We start from the raw sequence: 19,229 nt of genomic DNA, 5'->3' as shown, positions 1-19,229 counted from the left end.
CTGCAAGGATGCGGATTACCTACCCGCGGCTCCGACCTCCAGCTCGATCGTCGAGCCGTCCTTGGCCTCCTTGAGGATCTTGATCTTCGTGTTGGTGTCAGTGATCTTGACACCCGCGGTCGGGTTCGACTCGTCGTAGTAGTCGTTCTTCCGGTCGTTGAAGACCGAGACGCCCTTCGAGCCCGGGATGTACTTCGCCACGTCCGCCTTGTGCAGCGTCATGCCGTCGGTGCGGTAGAGGCTGAACGGCGAGTCGTAGGACTGGATGCGGTTGCGCATCAGCGTGCCGTCGGCCCACTTCAGCTGGTCCGGGTGCGAGTCGATCGGCAGGACCAGACCGGTGCCCTGGTGCTGGCTGGTGTTGTTGTCCGCCTGGGAGGTGTCCCACTTCCAGATCAGCAGGCCGTTCTGGTACGCGTAGTGCTCCACCCAGTCCGGGCGCGCCGTGAAGCCGAAGTTGTACGGGCCGGTCTTCAGCGTCTTGTCGTACGACACGTACTGCCGGTTCTCGGCGATGTAGTACTGCGCGTAGTCCTTGGTGAAGGACGCGCCGATGCGGGAGAAGCCGGTGGCCTTCCACGCCTCGTCCGCGGTCTCGGCGTTGTCGGAGAAGACGGGCGCGCCGTCGGCCGTCACCGTGATCACGTCGGCCGCGAAGCCCTTCTGGGCCACGCCGCCGTCGGTCTGGTAGCGGAAGCGCAGGTCGATCTTCTTGCCGGCGTAGGCGTCGAGCGAGTACGCGAGCTTCTTGTAACCGTCGACCGTGCCGGTCAGGACCGGCTTGTCGCTGCCGTCGCGCGGGAGGGGCTGGCCGTCCACCGTGCCGTCGAGAGCGGTCCAGTTGGCGCCGCCGTCGGTCGAGACCTCGGTGTAGAGGAAGTCGTAGTTGGCCTCGATGTCGTACCAGCCGTCGAGGGTCAGCTGCGCCTTCGACTTGCCGGTCAGGTCGACCGAACGCGACAGGGTGTTCTTGAGGTTGTCACCGCTGCCGCTCCACCACTGGGTCTTGCCCTCGGCGGGGGTGACGACCTCGGTGGTGACCGCCTTCTTGGGGAGGTCGACGACCAGGGCCTGCTTGTGCTTGGTGTTGTACTCCGCCACGCCCAGCTTGTGCCAGGAGTTGACGCCCGCCTTGGCCTTGTCGAAGTTCAGCCAGCCCAGCTGCATCTTGTCCCAGGCTGTCATGTCGCCGGGCAGGTCGCCGATCTCGTTCTTGCCGGTGCCCAGCCACGAGCCGGACGACATCAGCGTCCAGAAGCCGGTGGAGTTCTCGCCGCCCGCGGTGTCGTAGTGGTCGGGCAGACCGAGGTCGTGGCCGTACTCGTGCGCGTAGACGCCGAGTCCGCCGTTCTCCGGCTGGACGGTGTAGTCGCCGACCCAGATGCCGGTGTCGCCGATCTTCGCGCCACCGAGCTTGTTGTTCTCGGGGCCGGTTGCACCGGCGTCGGTGCCGAAGGCGTACCAGCGGTGTGCCCAGATGGCGTCGGTGCCCTGGGCGCCGCCGCCCGCGGACTCGTCCTCGCCCGCGTGCACGATCTGGAAGTGGTCGATGTAGCCGTCGGACTCGTTGAAGTCGCCGTCGCCGTCGAAGTCGTAGCGGTCCCACTCGTCGAAGCGCGCGACGTCCGCCTTGATCTGCGCGTCGGTCCTCCCCGCTGCCTTCTGCTGGGAGACCCAGGCGTTCAGACCGTCGCTGACGACGTTCCACACGCTGGAGCAGTTGGTGTCACCGCAGGCGTTGTTGCCGTAACGGGCCTCGTTGTAGGGGACCTTGACCCAGTCGGAGACCTCGCCGTCGACCGAGTAGCGGCCCGAGGACTGCTTCTCGTAATAGGTCTTGACCGAGTCGACGCCCTTGCCGGAACCGAAGTACAGGTCCTGGAAGTAGTCCCGGTCGTAGTCCGCCCGCCAGGCCGTGGAGTTGTCCTTCTTGCGGTCGGGCTTGGGTATCGTGTTGTGCAGCGGGCCCGGGGTGCCGCCGTAGCGGCTGTCGATCTGGTCCCCGAACTCGACCAGGATCGTGAAGATCTTGTCGGTCTTCTCGCGGCCGAGCTCGACGTACTTGCTGTCGCCCTTCTTGCTCTTGAGCTGGACGACCTTCGAGCCGTCGCGGTTCTTGACCTTGCTCTTGCCCGATATGACCTGCTTCAGGGCCTCCTGGCGCTGAGCGTCCTGCGTCTTGCTCAGCGGGCCTTCGAGGTCGTGCTCGTCGTGGTGACGATCCGCCGGGTCATGCCGGTCCACGGTGGTGGACCGGGGAGCCGAGGCGTCGTCGGCCACCGCGTACGTCGAGGCGGTGGCGGTGGCCGCCGCGAGCGCCACGCTGATGGCGGCCGCTCTGAACGTCCAGGGTCTACTGGTCACTTGAGATCCTCCCCCGCGTTCGGGCGCGCGGCAGGCAGGGTCCCGGTCGTGGAAGTCCGCGCGCGCGTGATCAACGCGTGTAGTCAAGTGACGACATTTGACTAGAGGTTTAGAAGAAAAGACAGACCTTGACTTGCACAAGTCAAGTGCACTATGCGGAGGCAACGTTCGTTTTACGGACAACCAAACAGTTGTCCCCCGGCTCTCCCCACCGGCCGTGCGGGCGCGCGCACATGTCCACTACGTGGACGTCATGACTCCGTGCGCCCCCTGTGCACCGCCCTTGTTGATTAGGTCACGCTTACCGCTGGTTCCGGTCGGGCACCCTGCCCGAGAGAATGTCGTTCGGCGGAACGCCCGAAGCCGGCGGAATGCCAGGCCGACACCCCCGTGGACCCCCACTTTCGAGGACATGATGGCCATGCCCCGTCCGACTGCCGCACAGCTCGCCTACGGTTCCTGCACCGTGATCTTCTCGACCCTCGCCATGCTGCTGCTGTCGCAGACGAGTTCGGGTGCGGGGATCGCGATCATCGCCGTCGCGGCGCTCGCCCTCGGGCTGCTGGTCGCCATGACGGTGCCGCTGCCCGGCAAACGCCCAGTCGCGGTGGAACAGCCCGCGCCCCAGGAACCGGTACGGGCCTCCATCCCGGCGCCGGCCCCGCAGCCGGTGCGCGAACGGGCGGCCTCCTGACCGCTCGTTGATCCTTCTGTACCGCCCGCTGTTCCCTGCCTGCCTCAATCGGTGCTGACCACGACCGTTTTCGCTGCCTTGTCGTGCAGGCCCTGCTTGTAGGGCCGGTCGAAGAAGCTCCAGCCGCCCGCGATCGCGGTCCAGACGCAGGCGCAGCAGAAGGCGAACGGGATCCACAGCACCGCGGCCCGCGCCAGTGCGTTCTGCACGGAGGGCGTCGCGCCGTTGTCCAGGTTGGCCACGCGCATGTGCAGCAGCTTCTTGCCGAGGGTCTGGCCGGTCCTGGCGGTCATGACGGTGTCGTAGGCGATGTACAGGACGGCGGCGACCGCCGACTGCCAGAACGACTTGCTCATCTCGATGCGGTCGCTGTCCACGTCGTACTCGTTGACGTTGAAGCCCCAGGTGAGCAGCCAGACGACGACACCCACCAGGATCATGTCGATGATGCGGGCGAGCGTGCGCTTGCCGCTGTCGGCGAGCGGGGGCATGCCGGCGAGGGGGTCGGTCGGGTAGGAGCCGCCGCCGTACGGATCACCGCCGTAGGGGCCACCGCCGGGAGGGCCACCACCGGGCGGGCCGCCTCCGAAGCCGCCGCCCGGGCCGTCGCCGGGACCGCCCGGGCCGCCGCCTCCGTGCGGCGGGGGCTCGCTGCCGTAGGGCGAGCCCGTGCCCTCCCCCGGCGGCTCGTTCGGGGGGCGCTTCCTGAACGGGTCGTCTTCCGGGGGCTGCTGACCGGAGCCGGGGGGCGGTTCACTGCTCATGGCCCGAGTCGACCGCGAACGCACGGCCTCCGCATCCGGCAGACGGCCGTCCGAGGGAGCTCAGCCCGCCACGAACGTGTGTGCGGCCTTGTCGTGCCAGCACTGGCGCCAGGGCCGGTCGAACAGGCACCAGGCGACGCCGACGAGCCCTACGACGAGGAGCCCGGGCACGCTGTAGACCAGCCAGCGGCGCAGGGCCGCGCCGAACTCGGGGGCGTCATGACCCTCGATGTCCCGGACCTCGAGACCCATCAGCTTCTTGCCGAGGGTGCGGCCCCACTTGGCGGTGGGCAGCACCTCGCAGAGGACACCGGCGAGCAGCAGCACGGCCAGGATGATGCCGAGGCAGACCGACGTGGTGCCGTCGAGCAGCCAGACCGTGACGGTCTCACCGGAGAGCTTGGCCGCGTCGATCTTCTCGTTGACGTGGTCGATCGCCTTGGTGCCGAGCGGTACGGCGGCCACGGCGGTGAGGGCGGCGAGGACGACGGTGTCCAGCAGCCGGGCGGCCAGCCGCTTGCCGAGCCCGGCGGGGCGGGCCTCCGCCTGGCGCCGGGCGGCCGCCTGGAACACGTCCTCGACCGGCGGCTTCCAGGGCGCGACGGGCTGCTCGTCACCACCGCTGCCGCCGGCGAGCCGGTGCACCTGCTGCGCCCAGGACGACTGACCGCCGCCGGGGCCCGCGCTGAGGGGCGCGGAGGCGGAAGCGCCGGGCTGGGCGCTGCCGGGCCCGCCGGACTGCGGAGGGACGGTGGGGGCGGCCTGGGGCCCGGACAACGCCGCCGGGGCGGCGGAGGCCGGTGCGCCCGCGCCCCCTCCCTGTGCGGCGGCCCGGGCGGCGGCCGCCTTGCCGGCACCGAAGCCGGGTCCCGCTGAGCCGCTCCCGGAACCGGTCGGCCCGGCCTGCCCGCCGAAGGCGGGCCCGGACGGGCTCCCGCCGGGGCCTGCCGCTCCGGGCTGACCACCGAAGGCGGCCGCCGCCGCACCACCGCCCGAGCCCGCCGGGCCGAAGCCGGAGCCCCCGGAGTTGCCGCCGGGGCCGGCCGCCCCACGGTCCGAACCACCCGGTCGCCCGGCCGGATTCGAGCCGCCGGTGGCCGGGCCCGTGCGCGGGGACACCGCGCGGAACGTCATCGTGCCGTCGTCGGGGGCATCGGCCGAGGCCCCTCCCCCGGCGCTGCCCGTCGGGCGGCGGAACACGAACGTGCCGCCCCCCGCCGCGGCGTTCGCCTCCCGGTCGGCCGGAGGGGGCGTCGCCGTGCCGTCGGTGCGGCCGGACTCCCCGTCCGGCTGCCGGTCGGCGTGCGGGACCCTCGGGTCGGCGCCCTGCCGGGCCGCGCCCTGGGCACCCTGCGGCGCGCCCCATGAGACACGGCGGTCCTGGTCGCCGCCGAAGCCGGACTGTCGGGAGCGGTCGGCGCCCCAGGCGGAGGCGGGTTCGGGACGGCTGCCGTGCTGGGCGTCGGCGGCGGACGGCTCCTCGACCGGGTCCTCGTCGAAGAAGTGCGGGCCGGTCTCCTCGACCGCGGCGGGCTGCGCCGCCCCCGCCCCGGGCGGCGGAGCGAGCGACTCGCCGTTCTCGGGCGCCGGACGGCTGGTGCCGGGCACCCAGGAGGCACCGTTCCAGTACCGGACATATCCAGGAATGGACGGGTCCGGGTAATACCCTTCGCGGGGCCTGTCGTCACCGGGGGCCGGGGTTGGGGCGCTCATGTCCGTCGTCCCGTATCTGCTCGGGGGCCAAATGGGGGCCTCCACATCTATCAGACGGGCGCAAGCCCCACCGCCGCTCCCACGGGACCCACCCCTTTCGAGCACTGATGTGCTACGCGCCGTGCCGCGCGCGGCGGATCCCCCTGCGGAGAACTTCCGGCAAGGCGCGTAATGCCGTGGCCCCTGCCCGCTCTCTTCTCCTGACCGGCCCTCGCGGGCAGCCGTCAGGAGAAGGGAACACCGCCATGCACACCGTGGTGGAGCGGGAACTGGAGCTGAAACTCGTCCTGTCGCCGGAGCGCAGGGTCCCGGTGCCGGCCCGGCTCGGGTATCTGACCGACGACCCCTACGCCGTCCACGTCACCTTCCACATCGACTCCGAGCACCCCGTGTACTGGACGTTCGCCCGGGAGCTGCTGGTGGAGGGCGTGTTCCGGCCGTGCGGGCAGGGGGACGTGCGGGTGTGGCCGACGAAGAGCGAGGGGCGCGGTGTCGTGCTGATGGCGCTGAGTTCACCCGACGGGGACGCCCTGCTGGAGGCCCCGGCGGCGGCGGTGTCGGCCTGGCTGGAGCGGACGCTGCGGGTGGTCCCGCCGGGGACGGAGGGTGAGCAGCTCGGTCTCGACGACCAGCTGGCCCAGCTGTTCGCCCCGTGAAGGCCCGGGCCTCAGAAGAGCTTGCCCGGGTTCAGGATGTTCAGCGGGTCGAAGGCCTGCTTGACGGCCCGCTGCATCTCCATGCCCACGGGGCCGATCTCGCGCGCGAGCCACTCCTTCTTCAGGACGCCGACGCCGTGCTCGCCGGTGATGGTGCCGCCGAGTTCCAGGCCGAGGGCCATGATCTCGTCGAAGGACTCGCGGGCGCGCCGGGACTCGTCGGGGTCCGCCGGGTCGAAGCAGACCGTCGGATGGGTGTTGCCGTCGCCCGCGTGGGCGACGACGCCGATGGTGAGCTGGTACTTCTCGGCGATCCGGTCGACGCCTTCGAGCATCTCGGCCAGCCGGGAGCGCGGCACACACACGTCGTCGATCATCGTCACGCCCTTGACCGCCTCCAGCGCGGTGAGCGACAACCGCCGCGCCTGGAGGAGCAGTTCGGACTCGGTCGCGTCGTCGGCGGGGACGACCTGGGTGGCGCCGGCCGCCTCGCACAGGACGCCGACGGCGGCCAGGTCGGCGGCCGGGGCGGTGGTGTCGAACGCGGCCAGGAGCAGGGCCTCGGTGCTCTCGGGGAGGCCCATCTGCGCCATGGCGTTGACGGCCTTGACCGTCGTACGGTCCATGAGTTCGAGGAGTGACGGGACATGGCCGCCCTCCATGATGCGGCACACGGCGTCGCAGGCGGCGGCCGCGGAGGCGAACTCGGCGGCCAGCACCAGCTGCTCCGGCGGCTTGGGGCGCAGTCCGAGGACGGCCCGTACGACGATGCCGAGGGAGCCCTCGGAGCCGACGAAGAGGCGGGTCAGGTCGTAGCCGGCGACGCCCTTGGCGGTGCGGCGGCCGGTGGACATCAGGCGGCCGTCGGCGAGGACGACGTCGAGGCCGAGGACGTACTCGGCGGTCACCCCGTACTTCACGCAGCACAGGCCGCCGGAGGCCGTGCCGATGTTGCCGCCGATGGTGCACATCTCCCAGCTGGAGGGGTCCGGCGGGTAGTACAGGCCGTGTTCGCCGACGGCCCGGGACAGGGCGGCGTTGACCACGCCCGGTTCGCAGACGGCGATGCGGTCGACCGGGTTGATCTCCAGGATCCGGTCCATCTTCGTCAGGGAGAGCACGATGCAGCCGTCGGAGGCGTTGGCGGCGCCGGACAGTCCGGTGCGGGCGCCCTGCGGAACGACCGGGACGCGCAGGGCGGTGGCGGTGCGCATCACGTGCTGGACCTGCTCGGTCGTGCGCGGCAGCACGACGACGGCCGGGGTGCCGGCCGGGCAGAAGCTCGCCATGTCGTTGGCGTAGGAGGCCGTGACGTCGGGGTCGGTGAGGACCGCTTCGGCGGGGAGGCCGCCGAGCAGCAGGTCCACGAGGTCGCCGGTCGCTGCGGTGTCCTCGGAGCGGGGCGCTTCGGTACGGCTCATGATCACAGGTTCGCACCCGGGGCCATCGGTGTGAACCCCGTCGGCTCCACCCTTCACCTGCCCGGGTGTGGTCGTCGTACTGACGCACAGTGAGCGCCATGGAGAACCAGCGGGAGGGTCCGGTGCGGCAGGAGAGCAGCTCGAAGCGCCGCGCGCGCACCCGGCCGGTGCTGATCGCCTCCGTCGCGGGGTGTGCCGTGCTGGGCGGGGTGCTGGTGCTGCTGCCGCGGGAGCGGCCCGCCGAGCCCGCTGCGCCGTCGCCGGGGGCGCTGGCCATGGCGGCGGTCGGCAACGGGGTGCCGGCCACGCTGCCCGGTCTGGCGGAGCTGATCGACGAGCGGGAGAAGGCCGTGCGGACGCGCCCGCGGGAGGCGACGTCCTGGGCGGTGCTCGGGGCGGCGTATGTGGAGCAGGGGAGGCGCCTCGCGGACCCGGCCTACTACCCGCGCGCGGAGAGGGCGCTCCGGAGGTCGCTGACGGTGCGGCCGCAGCGCAACACGCGCGCCCTGGCGGGGCTGGCCGCGCTGGCGAACGCCCGCCGGGACTTCCCCGCCGCGCGCCGGTGGGGCGAGGCCGCGCTGAAAGTGGAGCCACGGCGGTGGACGACGTATCCGCTGCTCATCGACGCCTACACCGGGCTCGGCGAGCACGAGGCGGCCAAGCGGACGCTGGACCGGCTCACGACGTTGCGCTCCGGCCCCGCCGTGCTCGCGCGGGCGGCGACCGTGTACCGGGACCGGGGATGGCAGGAGGACGCGGCGGCCGCGCTCGCGGACGCGGCGGCGGGCGCACGGGCCCCCGCCGAGCGGGCGGCCTACCGGGAACGGGCCGGGCAACTGGCCTGGGAACGCGGAGACCCCGAGGGCGCCCTGCGGCACTTCCGGGAGGCCGTTCGCCTCGACCCCGACCAGCGGGCCGCGCAGGCCGGGCAGGGCCGGGCGCTGGCGGCCCTGGGCCGGACGACCGAGGCCCTGAACGCCTACCGGGTGGCCCTCGCCGGGCAGCCGCGCCCGCAGTACGCCCTGGAGCTGGGCGAGTTGTACGAGTCGCTGGGCATGCCGGAAGCGGCCCGGGTGCAGTACGACCTGCTGCGGGAGCGGGTGCGGGGCGCTGCCGCGGGCGGGGCCGACGAGGAGCTGGTGCTGGGGCGGTTCGAGGCCGACCACGGCGATCCGGAGGCCGCGGTACGGCGGTTGCGGGCGGAGTGGAGGCGCCAGCCCGCCGCGGAGGTCGCCGACGCCCTGGGGTGGGCGCTGTACCGGGCCGGGGAGCCCGGAAAGGCCCTGCGGTTCGCGCTGTCGGCGACGGCCGCCGAACCCGGGGGCGGGGCGCGCGACGCGGTGTACATGTACCACCGGGGCATGATCGAGCGGAAGCTGGAGCGCTACGGCGCGGCGCGGCGGCATCTCGCGGAGGCGCTGCGGATCAACCCGCACTTCTCTCCGCTGCACGGGCGTGCGGCCCGGGAGGCGTCGGAGGCACTGGGGGAACCGCCGGACGAGGAGGTTCCGCAGATGGCCGGAGACTGAGCTCGTGCGGGTGCCCCGTGACACCCGCACGAGCCCGGCGGGGCGATCGGGTCACAGGTTGCCGCGGCGGGCCTGCTCCCGCTCGATCGCCTCGAACAGGGCCTTGAAGTTGCCCTTGCCGAAGCCCATCGAACCGTGGCGCTCGATGATCTCGAAGAAGACCGTCGGGCGGTCCTGGACCGGCTTGGTGAAGATCTGCAGCAGGTAGCCGTCCTCGTCGCGGTCGGCGAGGATCTTCAGTTCCCGCAGGGTGTCGATCGGGACGCGGGTCTCGCCGACCCACTCCCCCAGGGTGTCGTAGTACGAGTCGGGCGTGTTGAGGAACTCCACGCCGGCCGCCCGCATCGTACGGACCGTCTGCACGATGTCGTTGGTGTTGAGGGCGATGTGCTGCACGCCCGCGCCGCCGTAGAACTCCAGGTACTCGTCGATCTGGGACTTCTTCTTGGCGATGGCCGGCTCGTTGATCGGGAACTTGACCTTGAGCGTGCCGTCGGCGACGACCTTCGACATCAGCGCGCTGTACTCGGTGGCGATGTCGTCGCCCACGAACTCCTTCATGTTCGTGAAGCCCATGACCTTGTTGTAGAAGCCGACCCACTCGTTCATCCGGCCGAGCTCGACGTTGCCGACGCAGTGGTCGATCGCCTGGAAGGTGCGCTGGGCGGGCGGTTCGACCATCGGCTTGGCCGCGACGTAGCCGGGCAGGTACGGGCCGTCGTAGCCGGAGCGCTCGACGAGGGTGTGCCGGGTCTCGCCGTAGGTGGCGATGGCGGCCAGCACGACCGTGCCGTGCTCGTCCTTCACCTCGTACGGCTCGGCGACCGAGCGGGCGCCGTGCTCCAGGGCGTAGGCGTACGCGGCGCGTGCGTCCGGGACCTCGATGGCGAGGTCGACGACGCCGTCGCCGTGCTCGGCCACGTGCCGGGCGAGGAAGTGGCCCCACTCGGTGGAGGGCTTGATGACCGAGGTGAGGACGAAGCGGGCGGAGCCGTTCTCGAGGACGTAGGCAGCGGTCTCGCGGCTGCCGTTCTCCGGTCCGGAGTAGGCGACCAGCTTCATGCCGAAGGCGGTGGAGTAGTAGTGCGCCGCCTGCTTGGCGTTGCCCACGGCGAAGACGACCGCGTCCATTCCCTTGACCGGGAAGGGGTCGGCCTGCCGGGCGGTGTCGGGAGTGTGGTGTGTGGTCTGCGTCATGGTCGCAGGGTCTCCCCGCCCGGCAAGGTGCGCAATAGTTTGCGTTTCGGCTGGGCAATCTGTTCAGCCAGACGGCCGTATCGGCGGCCCTTCTGTACAGGATGACCATGCCGGGAGGCTGCTGTGGCGATCGATCATCTGGACGGCCGGATCATCCTGCTGCTCGCCCGCGAGCCGCGGATCGGGGTGCTGGAGATGTCGCGGCGGCTGGGGGTGGCCCGCGGCACCGCGCAGGCGCGACTGGACCGGCTTCAGTCGAACGGAGTCATCCGGGGATTCGGTCCGCAGGTGGATCCGGCCGCGCTCGGCTACCCGGTCACGGCCTTCGCGACGCTCCAGATCCGGCAGGGGCAAGGAGCCGACGTACGCGCCCACTTGGCGACCGTGCCGGAGGTGCTGGAGCTGCACACCACCACCGGCACCGGGGACATGCTCTGCCGGCTCGTGGCCCGCTCGAACGCCGATCTCCAGCGTGTGATCGACCGGGTCGTCGGTTTTGATGGCATCGTCCGGGCCTCCACGGCGATCGTCATGGAGAACCCCGTTCCGCTGCGGATCATCCCGCTCGTGGAGCAGGCCGCGGAGGAGACCTGACGTCTAGGGGTGAGCGCGTGTGAACTTCTGGGAGTACCTGGTCAACCGGCACGAGCAGCTGCTCACGGACGCCTACCAGCACGCCGGCGCCGTCTTCCAGTGCATGGTCGTGGCGACCGCGCTCGGGGTGCTGATCGGTGTCGCCGCCTACCGCAGCGAATGGGCCGGGACCCTCGCGACCACGACCACCGCCACCATCCTCACCGTGCCGGCGCTCGCCCTGATCGGTCTGCTCATCCCCCTCGTGGGCCTCGGCGTGCCGCCCACGGTCGTCGCACTGACGCTGTACGGACTGCTGCCCGTCGTGCGCAACGCGATCGTCGGGCTGCGGGGGGTCGACCCGACGCTGGTGGACGCGGCCACGGGCATCGGCATGTCCCGGCCGGCCCGGCTGCTGCGGATCGAACTGCCGCTGGCCTGGCCGCCGATCCTGACCGGGATCCGGGTCTCCACCCAGATGCTGATGGGCATCGCGGCCATCGCGGCGTACGCCTCCGGCCCCGGGCTCGGCAACGTCATCTTCCGCGGTCTCGCCTCGCTGGGCAGCGCCAACGCACTCAACCAGGTCCTCGCGGGCACGCTCGGCATCATCGTCCTGGCGTTGCTGTTCGACGCCGCGTACGTCCTGATCGGACGGCTGACCATTCCCAGGGGGATCCGTGCCTGAGACCGGCGACCACGGTGCCTCCATCGAGCTGGAGAGCCTGACCAAGCGTTATCACGGCAGTGCGCAGCCGGCCGTGGACAACGTGAGCATGGAGATCAAGGCGGGCGAGGTCGTCGTCTTCGTCGGCCCCTCGGGCTGCGGGAAGTCGACCACGCTCAAGATGATCAACCGGCTGATCGAGCCGACCGGGGGCCGCATCCGCATGGGCGGCGAGGACGTCACCGACATGGACCCGGTCAGGCTGCGCCGCAAGGTGGGCTACGCCATCCAGTCCGCCGGGCTCTTCCCGCACATGACGGTCGCGCAGAACATCGGGATCGTCCCGAAGATGATCGGCTGGCCGAAGGCGCGGATCCGGGAACGCACCGAGGAGCTCCTCGACCTCGTCGGCCTCGACCCCGCGGAGTTCCACGGCCGCTACCCGCGCCAGCTCTCCGGCGGCCAGCAGCAGCGCGTGGGCGTGGCCCGGGCCCTGGCCGCCGATCCCCCGGTGCTGCTGATGGACGAGCCGTTCGGGGCGGTCGACCCGATCACCCGGGACCACCTCCAGGACGAGCTGATCCGCCTCCAGCACGAGCTGCACAAGACGATCGTCTTCGTCACCCACGACTTCGACGAGGCGATCAAGATCGGCGACCGGATCGCCGTGCTGCGCGAGCGGTCGCACATCGCGCAGTTCGACACCCCCGAGGCGATCCTGACCAACCCGGCGGACGACTTCGTGTCCGGGTTCGTGGGCGCCGGCGCGGCGCTGAAGCGGCTGAACCTGACCCGCGTACGGGACGTCGAGATCACCGACTATCCGACGGTCACGGTCGACGACCCGTTGCAGCAGATCTTCAACCGGCTGCGGGCCGGCGGCACCAACGAGATCCTGCTGCTCGACCGGCGCGGCCGCCCCTACAAGTGGCTGCGGCGCGGCGACCTGATGCGGGCCCGGGGCTCGCTGGCCCGCGCCGGGACCCTGGTGCACGACACGGTCACCCGGGACGCCACCCTGCGGGACGCGCTGGAGGCGGTGCTCACCGACAACGCGGGACGGGTGGCGGTGACCGGGCGGCGCGGCGAGTACACGGGCGTCGTCGACATGGAGACCCTCATGAACTCCGTGCACGAGATGCTGGAGGCCGACCGGCTCGACGCGATGGAGCACCAGCACGAGCTGGAGTCGCTGCGGGCCGCGCAGACCCATGCGGAGCAGGAGGGGGCCAAGGGCCCGGCGGGCGTCGTGAGCGGCCCGGGAGGGGAACGGTGACGGCCACGGAGGTCGAGGAGACCTCCGAGCCTCTGAAGGAGGCTGAGGCGCCCCCGTCCGAGCGCCGGCCGTCCCGCATCACCTGGCAGAAGCTGACGTTCCTGCCGGTCGCCCTGATCGCCGTGCTGCTCGCCACCTGGCTCTGGTTCCAGCAGGCCGACCTGGACGCGCTCACGCGCAACGCCCTGTCGGGCGGCCAGGTCACCAAGGCGCTGTGGCAGCACATCCAACTGACCGTGATCTCCACGTTCTTCGTACTGATCATCGCGATCCCGCTGGGCATCCTGCTGACCCGCGGGGCGGTGAGCAGGGCCACCCCGGTGGCGATGGCGTTCGCCAACATGGGCCAGGCGACCCCGGCGATCGGCCTGCTGGCCCTCCTGGTGATCTGGCTGGGCATCGGCCGCAGGGCCGCCCTGATCGGCATCATCGCCTACGCCATCCTGCCCGTGCTCTCCAACACGATCACCGGCCTGAAGGCGAACGACCCGACCCTGCTGGAGGCGGCCCGCGGCATCGGCATGTCCCCCTCGGGGGTGCTGGCCCGGGTGGAACTGCCCCTGGCCGTCCCGCTGATCCTCGCGGGCGTGCGCACGGCCCTCGTCCTGAACGTGGGTACGGCGACCCTGGCGGTCTTCGGCGGGGGCGGCGGCCTCGGCGTGCTGATCACGACCGGCATCACCAACCAGCGGATGCCGGTGCTGGTGCTGGGGTCGGTCCTCACGGTGGTGCTGGCGCTGCTGGTGGACTGGCTGGCGTCGATCGCCGAACTGCTGCTGCGGCCACGGGGTCTGCAGCCATGAGACGGCGTACGTGCCTGCTCGCGGGGGTCCTGCTGGCGGCGGCCGGCTGCGGCCTGACCAGCGGCTCTCCCCTGACCGACGACGTGGAGCCGGGCTCGATCGGCCGGGGCGAGCCACTGAAGGGCGCCCAACTGACGGTGACGTCGAAGTCGTTCACGGAGCAGCTGATCCTCGGCGCGATCATGGGCATCGCGTTCGAGGCGGCCGGCGCCGATGTCATCGACCGCACCGGCATCCAGGGTTCCATCGGCAGCCGCGAGGCGGTGCGCAAGGGCGACGCGGACGCCGGGTACGAGTACACGGGCACGGCCTGGATCACCTACCTCGGGCACGGCAAGCCCATCACCGATCCGCGCCAGCAGTGGGAGGCGGTGCGCAAGGAGGACGCGGGCAACGGGCTGGTCTGGCTGCCGCCGTCGGCCCTCGACAACACGTATGCCCTGGCGATGAACCAGGGGAACGCGCAGAAGTACGGCACGAAGACCATGTCGGACGTGGCGAAACTGGCGAAGTCCGACCCGGGGGCCGTGAAGCTGTGCGTGGAGGTCGAGTTCGCGAACCGGGCGGACGGGTTGCCGGGCATGCAGAGGACCTACGGCATGAACGTCCCGGCCCGGAACATCACCCAGATGGACACCGGCATCATCTACACCCAGACCGACAAGGGCAGTTGCACGTTCGGCGAGGTGTTCACCACCGACGGGCGCATCAAGTCCATGAACCTCGTGGTCATGGAGGACGACAGGAAGTTCTTCCCCAACTACAACGCCGCGCCCGTGATCAACGCGAAGACGCTGAAGGAGTGGCCGGCGATCGCGGAGGTCCTGAACCCGGTGACGACGAAGCTGAACAACTCCGTGGCGCAGACGCTGAACGCGAAGGTGGATGTGGACGGGGAGGATCCCCATCAGGTGGCGTTGGACTGGATGGTGGAGGAGGGGTTCGTCAAGGAGGGGTGAGTTACAAAGAAGCGGTTGCAAAGAGAGCTTTGCAACGCTACCTTTGCATGCATGTCAGATCCCCAGGACCGACCCGCGCATCAGCTCGACGCCCGATCCCTGCGCGGACTCGCCCATCCCCTGCGCATGCGGTTGCTGACGGCGCTGCGCCGCGGCGGACCTGCCACCGCCTCCCAACTCGCTGAGAAACTGGGCGAGTCGAGCGGCGCGACCAGCTATCACCTGCGGCAGCTCGCCGAGTACGGGTTCGTCGAGGACGCCCCTGGGCACGGCAAGGGACGGGAGCGCTGGTGGCGGTCGGTCCACGGAGGCGTGCAGTTCGACGAGGCCCTGCTCCGAGACGCCGACCCGGCGGTACGCGGTGCTGCCTCGGTGTGGCTTCACGAAGTAGCGACCACGCACGCGCAGGAACTCTCGACGTTCCTGGGGACCGCGCACGAATGGCCCCGGGAGTGGAGCCGTGCCTCAGACGCCAGCGACTTCACCCTGCACCTGCCACCGGCGCTCGCCCTCGAACTCATTGAACGCATGCACGAGCTGGTCAAGAGCTACCGGACCCGGGCTTCCGCCGAAGCGGTCCCGGACGTCGAGCAAGTGCGCGTCCACACGCACGTCTTCCCCGTCCGCACCGACTGAAAGGTCCAGCCCGATGCACCCGGACATCCACCTCGCCCTGCACCACGCCCGCGCCGCGGAACTCCGCGACGAGACCGAACCCCGCTCGACGCCCCGCCCTGACATCCGTAGGCGTCTGGGCTGGACCCTCATAGAAGTCGGGCTGAAGCTCGCCACCCGGCCCGGGCCGATGCCCGCCCACTAACAACTCGGCACGGACCCCTTGCCCGTCTCCAGGGCCACCAGTGAACTCACCGTGCCCTTCAGCGTCGTCACCGGAATCAGCCGCAGACCCTTCGGCAGCTCGGCGCGAGCGTCCCCGCACTCCGCCTTCGGCACCAGGAACACCGTCGCACCGTCCCGCTTCGCGGCCTGGGTCTTGAGGGCGACGCCCCCCACCGCACCGACCCGGCCGGCCGCGTCGATCGTGCCCGTACCGGCGATGACCCGGCCGCCCGTGAGATCCCCACCGGTGCCGTCACCGTCGAGCTTGTCGATGATCCCGAGGGAGAAGAGCAGCCCCGCACTGGGCCCGCCCACATCCGCGAGCTTCAAGCTGACCTCGACGTCCTTGTCGTCGAGGCCGAGGTACCCCAGCGCGGCCTGCGTCGCCGCGTCCTGGGACTCCTTCATCTGCTTCTCGTTGTGCCGCTCGATCTCCTTGACGCTGTCCCCGCTCGGGTAGACGGAGTCGCGCGGCATGACCGCCTGGTCGGTACGGAACCAGCTGTCGATGACGTCGGGGAGCGAGACGCGGGTGTCCGGGGAGGTCGCCTCGATCGTGGTCATCCGCAGCTGGCCCCGGGTGTCCCGGACCGGCGCACCGGAGATGGTGATCACCTGCGCGCCCTTGTTCTCGCCCAGCACGTTCGCCGTCAGTCCCGGCTGCGCCACCGAGAACGGCAACGGCGCGAGCACCGCCGTGGCGAGCAGGGCCACGACGGGCAGGGCGCAGACGGCGATGGCCTGGGGGCGCGTGAGGCGAGAGAACACGGGATCAATCTAACGCGGGGGTGCGGTACGGCCGGGATCAGGGCGTCCGGGGGCCCTCTCCTGCGACTCGGCGGCCGTCAGCGCAGCGCCTCCGCGACCTCCCGGGCCGCGTCGACGACCCGCGGCCCCACTCGTTCCGGCACCGCCTCCGCCAGCATCACCACGCCCACGCTGCCCTCGACGCCGGTCACGCCCAGCAGCGGTGCCGCCGCCCCGCACGCGCCCGCCTCCAGTTCCCCGTGGGTCAGGGTGTAACCGGGGTCGGCCATCGGGTGCTGCCGGGCCGCGAGGATCGCCTTGCCGGCGGCGCCCCGGTCCAGGGAGTGCCGGAATCCGGCCCGGTAGGCGACGTGATAGTCCGTCCAGGTCGGCTCCACGACGGCCACGGCGAGCGCGTCCGCGCCGTCGACCAGGGTCAGATGCGCCGTCGCGCCGATGTCCTCGGCCAGCGACCGCAGCGCCGGCATCGCGGCCTCCCGGACCAGCGGATGGACCTGCCGCCCCAGCCGCAGCACCCCGAGCCCGACCCGGGCACGTCCGCCGAGGTCACGGCGTATGAGGGCGTGCTGTTCCAGCGTGGCGAGCAACCGGTACACGACGGTCCGGTTCACGCCCAGCCGGAGGGAGAGCTCGGTCACGGTCAGCCCGTGGTCCGTGTCGGCGAGCAGTTTGAGGACACGCAGTCCCCGGTCGAGCGTCTGGGAGGTCTCCGCGGTCACGACGCCCACTCCTTAGTGGTGAGGTCGGCGGCCCCCCGGTCGGCGGATGCGTCACCGAGTCCCGTCGGTAACGCGCTTCAGAGGCCGCCGATCGGCCGGCGGCCCGGCCTGTCCGGACCGCGTCGCTTCACGGCTGCGCTCCGCGGCGGCGCTGCCACGGGGCGTGTGCGTAGCCGGACAGTAGCGAAGCAGGTTCGCTGAGCGGAAGGCTCCGTCCAGAATCCGGGCACGGGACGGGGCGTACTGCTTGATTTGCGGCGGTATGCGTGCCCGACAGTGGCGTGGGGCTCTGCCGATGTGCGGCTCCGCCGCGTGGGCGCGATCAACCACCTGCAACCCGCCGACGACACCGCGGGCGTCACTTCATCCGCGTAGCCCACTCCTGCACCTTGGTGATCCGCTGCCGCAACTGCCCCGCAGTCGCCTCCGCCGCCGGAGGCCCCCCGCACACGCGCCGCAGCTCCGTGTGGATCACTCCGTGCGGCTTGCCGCTCTGGTGGACGTACGCACCGACCATCGTGTTGAGCTGCCGCCGCAGCTCCATCATCTCCTTGTGGGAGACCACCGGCCGCCGCTCGGCGGGCACTTCGAGCAGGTCGGCTTCCTCGTCCGGCTTCTTGCGGCTGTGCGCGATCTGCCGGGCCTGCCGCTTCTGCAGCAGCAGCTGCACCTGGTCGGGTTCGAGCAGCCCCGGGATGCCGAGGTAGTCCTGCTCCTCCTCGCTGCCCGGGTGGGCCTGCATGCCGAACTCGGCGCCGTTGTACATGACCCGGTCGAAGACGGCCTCGGACTCCAGCGCCTCGAAGGAGAACTGCTCCTGCTCACCGGTGTCCTCGTCCTGCTCCCGGTTCGCCTCGTCCATCTCCTTCTCGGACTCGGCGTAGGGGTCCTCCTCGCCCTCCTTCTTGGGCTTGTCGAGGGCGTGGTCGCGCTCGCGCTCCATCTCGTTGGCGAAGGAGAGCAGATCGGGCACGGTCGGCAGGAACACCGAGGCGGTCTCCCCGCGACGCCGGGACCGTACGAAACGCCCGACGGCCTGCGCGAAGAAGAGGGGCGTGGAGATGGTGGTGGCGTACACACCCACGGCCAGGCGCGGTACGTCGACGCCCTCGGACACCATCCGCACCGCGACCATCCACCGGTCGTTGTTCGCGCTGAACTCGTCGATCCGCTCGGAGGCGCCGGAGTCGTCGGACAGCACGAGGGTCGCCTTGCTGCCCGTGATGTCCCGGATGAGCTTGGCGTACGCGCGCGCCGAGTCCTGGTCGGACGCGATGACGAGAGCCCCGGCGTCCGGGATGGCCTTCCTGACCTCGGTCAGCCGCTGGTCGGCCGCCCGCAGCACGGAGGGCATCCACTCGCCGCGCGGGTCGAGGGCGGTCCGCCAGGCCTGGCTGATGGCGTCCTTGGTCATGGGCTCGCCGAGCCGGGCCGCGATCTCGTCACCGGCCTTGGTGCGCCAGCGCATGTTGCCGCTGTAGGACAGGAAGATGACGGGCCGGACGACGTTGTCGGCGAGCGCGTTGCCGTAGCCGTAGGTGTAGTCGGCCGCCGAGCGGCGGATGCCGTCGTTCCCCTCCTCGTACGTGACGAAGGGGATGGGGTTGGTGTCGGACCGGAAGGGCGTACCGGTCAGGGCGAGCCGGCGGGTCGCGGGCTCGAACGCCTCCAGACAGGCCTCGCCCCACGACTTGCTGTCACCGGCGTGGTGGATCTCGTCCAGGATGACGAGCGTCTTGCGCTGCTCCACACGGTTGCGGTGCAGCATGGGCCGGACGCCGACACCGGCGTACGTCACGGCGACCCCGTGGTACTCCCGGCCGAGTGGTCCCGCGCTGTACTCCGGGTCGAGCTTGATCCCTATCCGGGCCGCGGCCTCGGCCCACTGCTTCTTCAGGTGCTCGGTCGGGGCCACCACGGTCACCTGCTGCACGACGTGGTGGTGCAGCAGCCAGGAGGCCAGCGTCAGCGCGAAGGTCGTCTTGCCGGCGCCGGGGGTGGCGACCGCCAGGAAGTCCCGCGGCTGCTCCTGGATGTACTTCTCCATCGCGCCCTGCTGCCAGGCGCGCAGCTTGCTTGCGGTACCCCAGGGGGCGCGGCCGGGGAACGCCGGGGACAGGTGGTGCGAGGCAGTGCTGGTGCCGGCGGTGGTAGTCACGGTCTCCGTTGGGGGTCGGGCGGCTCGTTCGAGGGAGCCTGACGGCTCGGCTACGTATGACAACCGGGCCACCCTACCGGCGCCCCGAGCCCGCCCACACGCTGATCGGGCCGGGTCACCTGTGGGTG

18 protein-coding genes are annotated in these 19,229 nt (G+C 71.0%); 10 read left to right on the top strand and 8 right to left on the bottom strand.

The window, feature by feature from the left end; genetic code table 11:
- Positions 1-15: 15 nt before the first annotated feature.
- Positions 16-2,364, bottom strand: a complete 2,349-nt coding sequence (locus tag ACIRDU_RS30675) for an immune inhibitor A domain-containing protein (protein ID WP_403585415.1) — start codon at positions 2,362-2,364, stop codon at positions 16-18.
- A 421-nt stretch (positions 2,365-2,785) separates the two neighbouring features.
- Here ACIRDU_RS30675 and ACIRDU_RS30670 point away from each other — a divergent pair, with 421 nt between their 5' ends.
- Positions 2,786-3,058, top strand: coding sequence for a hypothetical protein (locus ACIRDU_RS30670; RefSeq protein WP_403585413.1), 273 nt, complete (start codon positions 2,786-2,788; stop codon positions 3,056-3,058).
- 44 nt (positions 3,059-3,102) lie between these two features.
- On the opposite strand, the gene ACIRDU_RS30665 is transcribed toward ACIRDU_RS30670, so the two are convergent.
- Complete coding sequence (locus tag ACIRDU_RS30665) at positions 3,103-3,822, bottom strand: RDD family protein (RefSeq protein ID WP_403585411.1); 720 nt, start codon at positions 3,820-3,822, stop codon at positions 3,103-3,105.
- 60 nt (positions 3,823-3,882) lie between these two features.
- Entirely contained in the window at positions 3,883-5,535 is a 1,653-nt protein-coding gene (locus ACIRDU_RS30660) for an RDD family protein (RefSeq protein ID WP_403585408.1), read from the bottom strand.
- Between the two features lie 245 nt (positions 5,536-5,780).
- Here ACIRDU_RS30660 and ACIRDU_RS30655 point away from each other — a divergent pair, with 245 nt between their 5' ends.
- The gene (locus ACIRDU_RS30655; protein WP_403585406.1) at positions 5,781-6,191 is read left to right on the top strand and encodes an SsgA family sporulation/cell division regulator; all 411 of its coding nucleotides are present in this window, start codon (positions 5,781-5,783) and stop codon (positions 6,189-6,191) included.
- 11 nt (positions 6,192-6,202) lie between these two features.
- Here the strand turns inward: ACIRDU_RS30655 and ACIRDU_RS30650 are convergent, their stop codons facing one another.
- Complete coding sequence (locus ACIRDU_RS30650) at positions 6,203-7,618, bottom strand: FAD-binding oxidoreductase (protein WP_403585403.1); 1,416 nt, start codon at positions 7,616-7,618, stop codon at positions 6,203-6,205.
- Between the two features lie 92 nt (positions 7,619-7,710).
- Here ACIRDU_RS30650 and ACIRDU_RS30645 point away from each other — a divergent pair, with 92 nt between their 5' ends.
- Entirely contained in the window at positions 7,711-9,141 is a 1,431-nt protein-coding gene (locus ACIRDU_RS30645) for a tetratricopeptide repeat protein (RefSeq protein WP_403585401.1), read from the top strand.
- A 51-nt stretch (positions 9,142-9,192) separates the two neighbouring features.
- Here ACIRDU_RS30645 and hppD read toward each other — a convergent pair whose 3' ends face one another.
- Positions 9,193-10,338, bottom strand: a complete 1,146-nt coding sequence (gene hppD, locus ACIRDU_RS30640; RefSeq protein ID WP_403585399.1) for a 4-hydroxyphenylpyruvate dioxygenase — start codon at positions 10,336-10,338, stop codon at positions 9,193-9,195.
- A gap of 123 nt (positions 10,339-10,461) precedes the next feature.
- Here hppD and ACIRDU_RS30635 point away from each other — a divergent pair, with 123 nt between their 5' ends.
- Genes ACIRDU_RS30635 through ACIRDU_RS30605 form a run of 7 tightly spaced genes read left to right on the top strand, consistent with a single transcriptional unit; the run spans position 10,462 to position 15,436 of the window.
- On the top strand, positions 10,462-10,932 hold the full coding sequence (locus tag ACIRDU_RS30635) for an Lrp/AsnC family transcriptional regulator (protein WP_031140050.1): 471 nt from the start codon (positions 10,462-10,464) through the stop codon (positions 10,930-10,932).
- 19 nt (positions 10,933-10,951) lie between these two features.
- Positions 10,952-11,599 carry an ABC transporter permease gene (locus ACIRDU_RS30630; RefSeq protein WP_403585396.1) on the top strand — a complete coding sequence of 216 codons (648 nt, stop codon included), beginning with the start codon at positions 10,952-10,954 and terminating at the stop codon, positions 11,597-11,599.
- Positions 11,592-12,854, top strand: coding sequence for a betaine/proline/choline family ABC transporter ATP-binding protein (locus tag ACIRDU_RS30625; protein ID WP_403585393.1), 1,263 nt, complete (start codon positions 11,592-11,594; stop codon positions 12,852-12,854). Before ACIRDU_RS30630 ends, ACIRDU_RS30625 begins: the two co-directional genes overlap by 8 nt.
- Positions 12,851-13,657 carry an ABC transporter permease gene (locus ACIRDU_RS30620; RefSeq protein ID WP_403585390.1) on the top strand — a complete coding sequence of 269 codons (807 nt, stop codon included), beginning with the start codon at positions 12,851-12,853 and terminating at the stop codon, positions 13,655-13,657. Before ACIRDU_RS30625 ends, ACIRDU_RS30620 begins: the two co-directional genes overlap by 4 nt.
- On the top strand, positions 13,654-14,616 hold the full coding sequence (locus tag ACIRDU_RS30615) for a glycine betaine ABC transporter substrate-binding protein (protein ID WP_403585388.1): 963 nt from the start codon (positions 13,654-13,656) through the stop codon (positions 14,614-14,616). Before ACIRDU_RS30620 ends, ACIRDU_RS30615 begins: the two co-directional genes overlap by 4 nt.
- A 51-nt stretch (positions 14,617-14,667) precedes the next feature.
- Complete coding sequence (locus ACIRDU_RS30610) at positions 14,668-15,252, top strand: ArsR/SmtB family transcription factor (protein WP_403585386.1); 585 nt, start codon at positions 14,668-14,670, stop codon at positions 15,250-15,252.
- A gap of 13 nt (positions 15,253-15,265) precedes the next feature.
- Positions 15,266-15,436: a hypothetical protein gene (locus ACIRDU_RS30605; RefSeq protein WP_403585384.1), complete on the top strand. Its 171-nt coding sequence runs from the start codon at positions 15,266-15,268 to the stop codon at positions 15,434-15,436.
- On the opposite strand, the gene ACIRDU_RS30600 is transcribed toward ACIRDU_RS30605, so the two are convergent.
- From ACIRDU_RS30600 to ACIRDU_RS30590, 3 genes are all read right to left on the bottom strand, one after another.
- On the bottom strand, positions 15,433-16,224 hold the full coding sequence (locus ACIRDU_RS30600) for a S16 family serine protease (RefSeq protein WP_403585382.1): 792 nt from the start codon (positions 16,222-16,224) through the stop codon (positions 15,433-15,435). The genes ACIRDU_RS30605 and ACIRDU_RS30600 overlap by 4 nt on opposite strands.
- A 77-nt stretch (positions 16,225-16,301) precedes the next feature.
- A complete protein-coding gene (locus tag ACIRDU_RS30595; RefSeq protein ID WP_403585380.1) occupies positions 16,302-16,943 on the bottom strand; it encodes an IclR family transcriptional regulator in 642 nt (213 codons plus the stop codon).
- A 358-nt stretch (positions 16,944-17,301) separates the two neighbouring features.
- Entirely contained in the window at positions 17,302-19,101 is a 1,800-nt protein-coding gene (locus ACIRDU_RS30590; protein WP_403585377.1) for a DEAD/DEAH box helicase, read from the bottom strand.
- Positions 19,102-19,229: the final 128 nt, after the last annotated feature.

It is taken from the genome of Streptomyces sp. NPDC093598 (genome assembly GCF_044764825.1).
In the GTDB taxonomy this organism is placed as follows: Bacteria; Actinomycetota; Actinomycetes; order Streptomycetales; family Streptomycetaceae; genus Streptomyces.
Note: the sequence above shows the minus strand (reverse complement) of the source record. Positions and strands in the feature narration are given on the sequence as shown.